Here is a 10,419-nt window from a genome sequence, read left to right as displayed (position 1 = left end):
CCGCCTCCACCGCCGGTGCGGTACCGGAGGCCTACCTGGGCACCTGGCACACGACCATCGACAACGCGGACGGCTCCAACACCCGGCAACTGACCATCCGGCAGGGCGAGGTGGGCGACACCGTGCTGACGCTGGTCGCGGACGGGCCGACCGAGGGCGGAGGGTCGTACCACTGCGTCTTCGAGGCGAAGCTCGCCGCAGACCCCGGCGCCGGCGGGCCGCTGCGGATCGGACCGTCCACCGTCACCACCGGTGAACCTGCCACCTCCTGCACCCCGGGCGAGGCCACCGAGGTCACGCTGCTCTCCGACGGCCGGCTCAAGCGGGCCAAGGCGGGCGGCGGGGAGAGTCTGACGTACAGCAAGGAGTGACGGCCGGGCCGCGGTGCGGGCGGGCCCGGGAGCTGTCTGACCATTCCGTCCGCCGCGAAGGGCCGGACAGGCCCTAGCGCGGCTCGGGCGGGCGCTGCCGCGGCATGTTCGGGCGGCTCCCGTTCGCCGGCGGCAGCGGGAACCGGCCCCCGCCGCCGCCCACCTCCTGCCGGGGCACCGTCGCCACCGCCGTCTGCATGCCCAGCGGCGCGGAACCCGTGCGGAACTCCACCATCCAGTCGGTGGTCTCGGTGCGCACCAGCTCCGTGACGTCCTCGGAGAAGCGCCGCAGCACCGACAGGCACCGCTCGGCCGCCTCGCTGGCCGTGCCCTCCGCCGGTCCCAGCACCTCCCGCACGCTCTCCGACGCCCAGTCGAACTGCAGCGCCAGCAGCCGCCGCTGCACCGCCTGCGCGGTGGCCACGTCCCTCATCCACCCGGACGTCAGGCCGAAGAACCGGTCGATGCCGACGCAGGCGACCGCCAGCAGCAGCGCCGGACAGCCCCAGGGCGCCACCGCGCCGGCCGTCCCGGTCAGGTCCAGCAGGGGCAGCGTCACCCCGGTCACCGCGCCGGCCGCCGCCCCGACCCGCAGCACCCGCGCCCCGCGCCGCTTCCAGAGCCGGTCCCGCAGGTACCAGGCCGCCGTCTCCAGGGCCCGCCGCTCCACCCACCGGTACAGCTCCTCCAGCCGCTCGGCGGGTTCGGCCCAGTCCCCGAGCGGAAACGCCCGCCCGGTCAGATCGCCCGGCCGCAGCCCGGCCGCACCCTCGCCCCGCCCGTCCTGAGGCGGACCCTCGGGCTGCATCTCCGGCTGACCCACCCGGCACTCCCTACTGATCACGACCGGTCACGTTGCGTGACAATCCCTGCCGACGCGCGGCCACCTTCCTACCGCCCAATGGGTGGCGAAGAGGGAGCTTTCCCAGCTTTTCCGCCCGTAAGAGGGCCTTGATCAGGTATAGACCCGCCGACGTTCTCACTCGAAAGAGTGGCGGGGCAGTGGCCGCGTGGACCACGTAGGCTCGTTGACGACGGAGAAATCCGTCGGAGAAGACGTCGGAGAAATCCGTCGGAGAAGAACCTCGGAGAAGGACGTCGGAGAAGCCGACGCGGAAGACGGCGAGGAGCTGATCGTGATCCCCGGTGGCCAGCCCAACATGCAGCAGTTGCTCCAGCAGGCCCAGAAGATGCAGCAGGACCTGCAGCGGGCGCAGGAGGAACTGGCGAACACGGAGGTCGACGGGCAGGCGGGCGGCGGTCTGGTGCAGGCCACCGTCACCGGCGCCGGCGAGCTGCGCGCCCTGAGGATCGACCCGAAGGCGGTGGACCCGGAGGACACGGAGACCCTCGCCGACCTGATCGTGGCGGCCGTGCACGCGGCCAACGAGAACGCGCAGTCGCTCCAGCAGCAGAAGCTCGGCCCGCTGGCCCAGGGGCTGGGCGGCGGCAGCGGCATCCCCGGCCTGCCGTTCTGAGGCATCCGCCTTCCTAGCGGAGGCGGAAGCCAACTACCGTACGTACCGAAAGGTCTCCAGGAAGGGCAGTCCGTTGTACGAAGGCGTGGTCCAGGACCTCATCGACGAGCTGGGGCGGCTGCCCGGCGTCGGTCCCAAGAGCGCGCAGCGGATCGCCTTCCACATCCTGCAGGCCGAGCCGGTGGACGTGAAGCGGCTCGCGCAGGCCCTCCTGGAGGTGAAGGCGAAGGTCCGCTTCTGTGCCACCTGCGGCAATGTGGCGCAGGAGGAGCTGTGCGGCATCTGTCGCGACCCGCGCCGCGACCCGGCCGTCATCTGCGTGGTCGAGGAGCCGAAGGACGTCGTCGCGATCGAGCGCACCCGTGAGTTCCGGGGCCGCTACCACGTGCTCGGCGGCGCGATCAGCCCGATCGAGGGCGTGGGACCCGACGACCTGCGTATACGGGAACTTCTCGCGCGGTTGGCCGACGGGACGGTCACGGAGCTGATCCTGGCGACGGATCCGAATCTGGAAGGCGAGGCGACGGCGACGTACCTCGCCCGCATGATCAAGCCCATGGGCCTGAAGGTCACCCGCCTGGCCAGCGGCCTCCCGGTGGGTGGCGACCTGGAATACGCGGACGAGGTGACCCTCGGCCGCGCCTTCGAGGGGAGACGACTCCTAGATGTCTGACGCCACGCTGCACGCCTCGACGCAGAACCCGGACGACTTCGTGGTCCAGATCGCGGACCAGGTCGAGAGCTTCCTGGTGGCCGTCACGGAGGTGGCGAGGGGCGACGAGCCGGAATCGGCGGTCCCCTTCCTCCTCCTTGAGGTCTCCCAGCTCCTGCTGGCCGGCGGCCGGCTGGGCGCCCACGAGGACATCGTCCCCGAGGAGCGCTACGAGCCCGACCCCGGCCCCGAACCGGACGTGGACGAGCTGCGCGAGAACTTCGCCCGGCTCCTGGACCCGGTCGACGTCTACTCCGAGGTCTTCGACCCGTACGAGCCCCGTACGGCGCCGGTGCCGGCCCGGATCTCCGACGACCTCGCCGACATCATCACCGACCTCAGGCACGGCATGGCCCACTACCGCGCGGGCCGCACCACCGAGGCCCTGTGGTGGTGGCAGTTCTCCTACTTCTCCAACTGGGGCCCGACGGCCTCCGCTGTGCTGCGCGCCCTCCAGTCCGTCCTCATCCACGTCCGCCTCAACCAGCCCCTGGAGGAGCTGGACGGCCTCGACACCGACCAGCCGGCCATGGGCGACGAGACCCTGGAGTTCGAGGCGGGCCGGGTGATGGCGCAGGAGATCGGCGCACCGCTGGGGATCCGCCCCGGGAAGTAGCCGGCCGTTGTGAGCCGGGGCACTTTCCGAGTGGGGCGCCGATCGCTGGGCAGGGGTCGTGACCGAGCGGGCGATGTCTCACCATGCGGGAGCACGGTGGTGCCATTCGGACGCTCGTTAGACTGAGCCGACACAAACGAACCGAGCGAGGAGCGCACGTGGGCCTTGTCGTGCAGAAGTACGGAGGCTCCTCCGTAGCCGATGCCGAGGGCATCAAGCGCGTCGCCAAGCGGATCGTGGAAGCGAAGAAGAACGGCAACCAGGTTGTCGTCGTCGTTTCCGCGATGGGCGACACGACGGACGAGCTGATCGATCTCGCCGAGCAGGTTTCTCCCATGCCTGCCGGGCGGGAATTCGACATGCTGCTGACCGCCGGAGAGCGGATCTCCATGGCCCTGCTGGCGATGGCGATCAAAAACCTGGGCCACGAGGCCCAGTCCTTCACCGGCAGCCAGGCCGGCGTCATCACCGACTCGGTCCACAACAAAGCCCGGATCATCGACGTCACGCCGGGCCGGATCCGCACCGCGCTGGACGAGGGCAACATCGCCATCGTCGCCGGCTTCCAGGGCGTCAGCCAGGACAAGAAGGACATCACCACCCTGGGGCGCGGTGGGTCCGACACGACGGCCGTGGCGCTCGCCGCCGCGCTCGACGCCGAGGTCTGCGAGATCTACACCGACGTCGACGGCGTGTTCACCGCCGACCCGCGCGTGGTGAAGAAGGCCCGCAAGATCGACTGGATCTCCTTCGAGGACATGCTGGAGCTGGCCTCGTCCGGGTCCAAGGTGCTGCTCCACCGCTGTGTGGAGTACGCCCGCCGCTACAACATCCCGATCCATGTCCGGTCGTCCTTCAGCGGACTGCAGGGCACGTGGGTCAGCAATGAGCCGATTGGGGACAAGCAGGTGGAGCAGGCCATCATCTCCGGTGTCGCGCACGACACCTCCGAGGCCAAGATCACGGTCGTCGGTGTGCCGGACAAGCCGGGTGAGGCCGCCGCGATCTTCCGGACCATCGCCGATGCCGAGATCAACATCGACATGGTCGTGCAGAACGTGTCCGCCGCCTCCACCGGCCTGACGGACATCTCCTTCACGCTGCCGAAGACCGAGGGCCGCAAGGCCATCGACGCGCTGGAGAAGAACCGCTCCGGCATCGGCTTCGACTCGCTGCGCTACGACGACCAGATCGGCAAGATCTCCCTGGTCGGCGCCGGTATGAAGACCAACCCGGGCGTCACCGCCGCGTTCTTCGAGGCGCTCAGCAACGCCGGGGTGAACATCGAGCTGATCTCGACCTCCGAGATCCGCATCTCGGTGGTCACCCGCGCCGACGACGTGCCGGAGGCCGTCCGCGCCGTGCACACCGCCTTCGGGCTGGACTCCGACAGCGACGAGGCGGTCGTCTACGGAGGCACCGGCCGATGAGCCGGGGTGCGGGCCGATGACCGGCAGGCCGACGCTCGCGGTCGTGGGAGCGACCGGGGCCGTCGGCACGGTCATGCTCCAGATCCTGTCCCAGCGGGCGGACATCTGGGGCGAGATCCGTCTGATCGCCTCCCCGCGCTCGGCCGGCCGCAAGCTGGCCGTGCGCGGGGCGGAGGTCGAGGTGGTGGCCCTGGCGGAGGACGCCTTCGACGGGGTCGACATCGCGCTGTTCGACGTCCCCGACGAGGTCGCGGCGCAGTGGGCGCCGGTCGCCGCCGCGCGCGGTGCGGTCGTCGTCGACAACTCGGGTGCCTTCCGGATGGATCCGGACGTGCCGCTCGTCGTGCCCGAGATCAATCCGCACACCGTGCGGTCCCGGCCGCGCGGGATCGTCGCCAGCCCGAACTGCACCACGCTGACGATGATCGTCGCGCTGGGCGCGCTGCACGCCGAGTTCGGGCTGCGCGAGCTGGTGGTCTCGTCGTACCAGGCGGTGAGCGGGGCCGGGCGGGCCGGCGTGGAGACGCTGCGGGCCCAGCTGTCCCTGGTGGCCGGCACCGAGCTGGGCACCAAGCCCGGGGACGTACGGCGGGTCGTGGGGGAGGACACCGGTCCGTTCCCGGAGCCGGTCGCGCTCAACGTCGTACCGTGGGCCGGTTCGCTGCGGGAGGACGGCTGGTCGTCGGAGGAGATGAAGGTCCGCGACGAGTCCCGGAAGATCCTCGGTCTGCCGCGGCTGCCCATCGCCGTGACCTGTGTCCGGGTGCCGGTGGTCACCACGCACTCGCTGACCGTCCACGCCCGCTTCCAGCGGGAGGTCGGCGTCGACGGCGCCCGTGAGATCCTCGCCACCGCGCCGGGCGTGGTGCTGTGCGACGATCCGGCGGCCGGCGAGTTCCCCACCCCCGCCGACGTGGTGGGCACCGATCCGACCTGGGTGGGCCGGGTCCGGCGGGCCCTGGACGACCCGACCGCGCTGGAACTCTTCGTGTGCGGCGACAACCTGCGCAAGGGCGCCGCGCTGAACTGCGCGCAGATCGCGGAGCTGATCGCGGCGGAGGCGGACGGACCGGCTTGGCCCCCTTTGTAGGATCTGCGTAAGAAATGTGGCCGGGAGCATGGTCCAATCCACTTGAACCGTCCCTCTCGGCGGCAGAGGATTTCTCTCCCCGCTCTCCGCAACCGTACGGAGGCGGGGAGCGTCTTTGCGGTCACCCTTGCGGGACCTGGGGGCGTGATGATCCTGGCGTGGGGACGCCGTGATCGGGGCGTGGGGACGCCCGTTCAAATGGGACATAAGGGAAGAGCGGGACGCATGACGGCACTTGAGGCACCGCCGGTTGTCGCACATGTGACGCCCGGCACGTACAACCCCCGAGGGGGGAAGCGTGTCCAACTGGCGTGGCAGAGGTACTCGAACTCAGTGTGGCCCGCGGCGGCACGGCCCTGCGGCCCCGCCCGGCGCCCCGGCGCGCGCCCGGCGGCATGCCGGTGATCGCGCCCATGCCCGCAGCGCGGCCCGCCCGCATACCCAGTCAGCGTGACGGCGCCGAGGAGACCGCGGGTGCCGTGGCGACCGAGGCCGCCGGGACGACCGTCGACCACCTCACCGAGACCTACCGGGCGCACTACCGCTCGCTGCTCGGCCTCGCCGCACTCCTCCTCGACGACACCGCCTCCTGCGAGGACGTCGTCCAGGAGGCCTTCATCCGCGTCCACTCGGCCCGCAAGCGCGTCCGCGACCCCGAGAAGACCCTCGCCTACCTGCGGCAGACGGTCGTCAACCTCTCCCGGTCCACGCTGCGCCGGCGCATCCTCGGCCTGAAGCTGCTCTCCAAGCCGATGCCCGACATGGCGAGCGCGGAAGAGGGCGCCTACGACCAGCTGGAGCGCCGCGACCTCATCAAGGCGATGAAGGGCCTGCAGCGCCGCCAGCGCGAGGTGCTCGTGCTGCGCTACTTCGCGGACATGACCGAGGCCCAGGTCGCCGAGACGCTCGGCATATCCCTGGGCTCGGTGAAGGCGTACGGTTCGCGGGGCATCGCCGCGCTGCGGGTGGCCATGGAGGCACCGGCATGAGCGACCACGCCGAAGGGGGCGATTCCCATGACAGTCACTCCCCTGAGCGGCACTCCCCTGAACGTCACGAGCCCCGCGCCCGGCGCGAGCCGACGGAGCGGGACGGGCAAGAGCACACGCCAACGCACGCTGGGAACGGAACTGTGAACCACGGCCCCGACGACAAGGGCCCCGAGGAACTCGACGGAGTCCACCGCCTGGACGGGCTCGACTCCGACGAGCAGGCCCTGCGCCGGCTGCTGCACTCGGCGGTCGACGACATCAAGCCGCGCACCGGCACCCTGGACCATCTGCGCCGGGCCGTCCCCGCGCGCCGCGCCCGCAAACGGCAGGCGGTGGTCGGGATGGCCGCGGCGGCCCTGTTCATCGGCACCGCGATCCCGGCCCTCGTCCACGTCTCCCACGCCGGCGGCTCCGACCCCAACACCGCCATGGCCGGCCAGACGTCCCAGGCCCAGGGCGGCACCGGGCAGGGCAAGGACAAGGGCGGCGACAAGGGCGGCAAGAAGGACACCGGCAGTACGACGGTCAAGCCGGGCAAGGAGCCCGGCAAGAGCGGCGAGAAGCACGAGAAGGGCAGCAAGGGCGGCGGCTCCGCCGGCGGCGCCAACCCCTCCGCCACGGTGGCCTCCGGCGTCCCGCTCTGTACGGCGGCCCAGCTGGGCTCCGCCACCGGCACGGTGAACGCGCCCGACTCCGCGGGGGCCGTCTACGGCGTCTTCCGCGTCACCAACATCTCCGGCACCGCCTGTACCGTCGCCGGCCCGGGCAGCATCACGCCGACCGCCCAGGGCGCCGCCGACCCCACCAAGATCCTCACCGCCCGGCACGCGGCCGGGGACGCGGCGACCGCCCTGCCCGACCCCTCCCTCGAAGTCTCCTCGCTGGTCCTCCAGCCCGGCGCGGCGTACGAGGAGAAGTTCGCCTTCGTGCCCTCGGAGACCTGCCCCGCCACCGGCGGCCCCACCGACGGCGGCACCACGGGCGGCCCGTCACCGGACCCGTCGCCCTCCCAGGACGCGGGCGCCGCGGGCGGCACGGCCGACGGCGGCACCTCGGAGGGCGCCACCACCCAGCTGGCCACCGAGGACGGCACCGCCGACGGCAGCATCGCGGTCGCCCACACCGCCCAGGGCGGCTCCCCGTCGACGACGGCGGTGGTGCCGGGGGCGTGCGCGGGGACGGTCTATTACACCGGGCTGCTGGCCGGGGCCTGACCGCCGTTCAGCTGCGGGAGTGTGGGCGACCGCGGGTCCGCCGGACCCGGCCGGGCCCACGCGGCGGTGGCCGCGCGCCGGACCGCGCCCCCGGCGGGGCGCACCAGCGCGGGTCAGCCGCTCGGTACCGGCTCCCGGTCCGGCTCCTCCGGCACCAGGCCCAGCGCGGCGTCCCGCTGGAACTCGATCTCCCGCCGCAGCAACCGGAACCACATGAACACCACGAAACCGGCGAAGACGAACCACTCCCCGGTGTAACCGAGGTTCTGGAACGCCTTGAGGTCCAGCCCCGTACCGCCCGGCGCGCTCGCGGGTACGGCCTTCATGCCGCTGTCACCCTTGTCCAGGGTGATCCACGCGTCGTACAGCCGGTCCGGTACGAGGTTCACCAGCGACGCCGAGCTGATCGCCGCGGTCTGCCCGGCCGGCAGCCCGCCCTGCGCGCTCACCCCGTTGTCCCCGGGCGTCTCGGACGCCTGCAGCGCCCCGGTGACGGTGACCTCACCGGCGGGCGGCGCGGGCGCCTTCGCCGGGTCCGCCGTACCCGGCAGCCAGCCCCGCACCACGGGCAGCGCCTTCCCGGAGTCGGTGCGCAGCAGGGCCAGGACGTAGAACCCGCGCTTGCCGTCCAGTTCCCGGTCGGGCACCAGCAGCTGCCCCGCGTACCGCCCGCTCGCGGTGACCCGCCGCCCGGAGGTGCTCTTGTCGACCGGCAGCATCGAGTCCAGCGGGCGCGCGGCGTGCTCGTGGCCGGACGCGGCCTGCTCGGTCGCGGTGCGATGGTCGTCGACCCGGTCCTCGAACCGGCTCAGCTGCCATGACCCCATGAAGACGCAGAACGGGATGGCGAGCAGCACGAAGACGTTGATGCCCCACCAGCGGGGTGTCAGCAGAAAGCGGTACACGCCCTCCACGGTACGGCGCCCCCGCCCGGACCCGGCCCGCGGGTCAGCCCTTCGAGGCCCGCAGGGAGTAGATCAGCGGGATGCGCGGGTGGTCCGCGGGGAAGCGGTGGTAGCCGTCGCGCACCTCGAAGTTCTTGAACCGCGGGAAGAGCGACACGTCGTGCTCGTGCAGGAACTCGATGCGCAGCCCGGTGGCGGCGAGCGCGGAGACCACGTCCCCGAGGGTGTGCTGCCACTCGACGCTGCGGTTGTGGACGGTGACGGCGTCGAGGTCGGCGTAGGTGCCCGGTTCGTCCCACACCTGCGCGTCCCGGCTGAAGTAGTCGCGCACGACCCGGCTGCCGGTCTCGTCGTCCAGGGACTCGGTGAGCGGGTGGAACTCGGCGAGGTAGAGGAAGCCGCCGGGCGCGACCAGGGAGGCGGCCGTCTCGGCCCAGCGCCGGATGTCCGGCAGCCAGCACAGGGCGCCGAGACCGGTGTAGACGATGTCGTACGACGGTTCGGGTACGGCGGTGGCGGCGTCGTAGACGTCGCTGGTGACGAACGCCGCCCGGTCGGGGCCGTAGCCGAGGTCGGCCGCGAGGGCACGGGCCGCCTCCACCGCCGGTGCGGAGAAGTCCAGGCCGACGACGCGGGCGGCGCCCCGGTGGGCCCAGGAGAGGGTGTCGGTGCCGATGTGGCACTGCAGGTGCAGCAGCGACTTCCCGGTGACGTCCCCGACCTCGGCCGTCTCGAAGTCCCGCAGTCCGTCCCGGCGGGCTCGGAAGCCGTCGAGATCGTAGAAGGAACCGGCGACATGGAGCGGAACCCGCTCGTCCCACATGGCCCGGTTGTCCTCGCGCCAGCCTTCGGGGACCGACCGGGCGGAGCCCTCGGGAACGGACGGGGAAGGTACCGAAACGTTCATGGGCCGGAAGTTATCCACAGGCTGCGCACACCCGCCACCCAATTGTCGGCGCGGCCAGGCAGTATGGGCGCATGACTGGGGCCATGAGTGAGAGCAGGACGCCGGACGAACGGGACATGCCGGACTGGGAGCGGCGCTTCCGGGCGCCGCGCGTCTCCCTGCCCGACTGGGCGGAGGACGCGCCGGACCGCTCCCTGTTCGTGTCGAACGCGACGGGGACGTACGAGCTGTACGCCTGGGACAGAGCGACGGGCGAGCAGCGGCAGGCGACGGACCGGCCGAACGGCACGACGGACGGCGTGCTCTCCCCGGACGGCGCCTGGATCTGGTGGTTCGACGACAAGGACGGCGACGAGTTCGGCATCTGGCGCCGCCAGCCCTTCACGGGTGGCCCGGACGAGCCGGCCGTGCCCGGTCTCGCCCCGTCCTACCCGGCAGGCCTCGCCCTGGCCCGCGACGGCCGCACGGCGGTCGTCGGCCGCTCCACGGACGACGACGGCACGACGATCCACCTGGCGCGCGAGGGCGCGGCACCCGTGGAGATCTACCGGCACCGCGAGTCGGCGGGCGTCGGCGACCTCTCGCACGACGGCTCCCTGATCGCCGTCGAGCACACCGAGCACGGCGACGCCATGCACGCCGCGCTGCGGGTGCTCCGCCCGGACGGCACGACGGTCGCCGAGCTGGACGACACCAAGGGCGGC

Annotated in this window: 11 protein-coding genes and 1 pseudogene; 9 read left to right on the top strand and 3 right to left on the bottom strand. The window is 72.0% G+C overall.

Annotated features, from left to right (window positions below; genetic code table 11):
- Window positions 1–371 (top strand): annotated as a pseudogene (locus CCN44_RS30825) (serine/threonine protein kinase); the annotation flags it as partial.
- Window positions 372–444: 73 nt separating this feature from the next.
- On the opposite strand, the gene CCN44_RS30820 reads toward CCN44_RS30825, so the two are convergent.
- Window positions 445–1,194, bottom strand: a complete 750-nt coding sequence (locus CCN44_RS30820) for an SLATT domain-containing protein (RefSeq protein WP_059250276.1) — start codon at window positions 1,192–1,194, stop codon at window positions 445–447.
- Between the two features lie 313 nt (window positions 1,195–1,507).
- On the opposite strand from CCN44_RS30820, the gene CCN44_RS30815 reads away from it, so the two are divergent.
- The 7 genes from CCN44_RS30815 (at window position 1,508) to CCN44_RS30785 (ending at window position 7,903) form a co-directional block, all read left to right on the top strand.
- Window positions 1,508–1,849 (top strand): YbaB/EbfC family nucleoid-associated protein, encoded by a 342-nt coding sequence (locus CCN44_RS30815; RefSeq protein ID WP_059250277.1) that lies wholly within the window; start codon window positions 1,508–1,510, stop codon window positions 1,847–1,849.
- A 73-nt stretch (window positions 1,850–1,922) separates the two neighbouring features.
- Entirely contained in the window at window positions 1,923–2,522 is a 600-nt protein-coding gene (gene recR / locus CCN44_RS30810) for a recombination mediator RecR (RefSeq protein WP_059250279.1), read from the top strand.
- Window positions 2,515–3,177, top strand: a complete 663-nt coding sequence (locus CCN44_RS30805; RefSeq protein WP_059250282.1) for a DUF5063 domain-containing protein — start codon at window positions 2,515–2,517, stop codon at window positions 3,175–3,177. Before recR ends, CCN44_RS30805 begins: the two co-directional genes overlap by 8 nt.
- Window positions 3,178–3,335: 158 nt before the next feature.
- Complete coding sequence (locus CCN44_RS30800) at window positions 3,336–4,607, top strand: aspartate kinase (RefSeq protein WP_086701270.1); 1,272 nt, start codon at window positions 3,336–3,338, stop codon at window positions 4,605–4,607.
- Window positions 4,608–4,623: 16 nt separating this feature from the next.
- On the top strand, window positions 4,624–5,697 hold the full coding sequence (locus tag CCN44_RS30795) for an aspartate-semialdehyde dehydrogenase (protein ID WP_086701266.1): 1,074 nt from the start codon (window positions 4,624–4,626) through the stop codon (window positions 5,695–5,697).
- A 311-nt stretch (window positions 5,698–6,008) separates the two neighbouring features.
- Window positions 6,009–6,686: a SigE family RNA polymerase sigma factor gene (locus CCN44_RS30790; RefSeq protein WP_079081021.1), complete on the top strand. Its 678-nt coding sequence runs from the start codon at window positions 6,009–6,011 to the stop codon at window positions 6,684–6,686.
- 143 nt (window positions 6,687–6,829) lie between these two features.
- The gene (locus tag CCN44_RS30785) at window positions 6,830–7,903 is read left to right on the top strand and encodes a hypothetical protein (RefSeq protein ID WP_059250289.1); all 1,074 of its coding nucleotides are present in this window, start codon (window positions 6,830–6,832) and stop codon (window positions 7,901–7,903) included.
- Between the two features lie 113 nt (window positions 7,904–8,016).
- Here CCN44_RS30785 and CCN44_RS30780 read toward each other — a convergent pair whose 3' ends face one another.
- Both CCN44_RS30780 and CCN44_RS30775 read right to left on the bottom strand, forming a co-directional pair.
- Window positions 8,017–8,808 carry an SURF1 family protein gene (locus CCN44_RS30780; protein WP_189397145.1) on the bottom strand — a complete coding sequence of 264 codons (792 nt, stop codon included), beginning with the start codon at window positions 8,806–8,808 and terminating at the stop codon, window positions 8,017–8,019.
- A gap of 43 nt (window positions 8,809–8,851) precedes the next feature.
- Window positions 8,852–9,631, bottom strand: coding sequence for a class I SAM-dependent methyltransferase (locus tag CCN44_RS30775; protein ID WP_059250294.1), 780 nt, complete (start codon window positions 9,629–9,631; stop codon window positions 8,852–8,854).
- A gap of 167 nt (window positions 9,632–9,798) precedes the next feature.
- Here CCN44_RS30775 and CCN44_RS30770 point away from each other — a divergent pair.
- The coding region (locus CCN44_RS30770) for a TolB family protein (protein ID WP_414820530.1) at window positions 9,799–10,419 on the top strand (621 nt) is incomplete at its 3' end.

Origin of the sequence: Streptomyces tricolor, from assembly GCF_002155905.1 — a bacterium.
Lineage (GTDB): Bacteria > Actinomycetota > Actinomycetes > Streptomycetales > Streptomycetaceae > Streptomyces > Streptomyces tricolor.
This window is presented reverse-complemented; position numbering and strand designations above follow the sequence as displayed.

Coding starts and splice junctions, on each gene's coding strand:
- CCN44_RS30805 (WP_059250282.1), top strand. CDS start 2,515: ATGTCTGACGCCACGCTGCACGCCTCGACGCAGAACCCGGACGACTTC.
- CCN44_RS30775 (WP_059250294.1), bottom strand. CDS start 9,631: ATGTGGGACGAGCGGGTTCCGCTCCATGTCGCCGGTTCCTTCTACGAT.
- CCN44_RS30795 (WP_086701266.1), top strand. CDS start 4,624: ATGACCGGCAGGCCGACGCTCGCGGTCGTGGGAGCGACCGGGGCCGTC.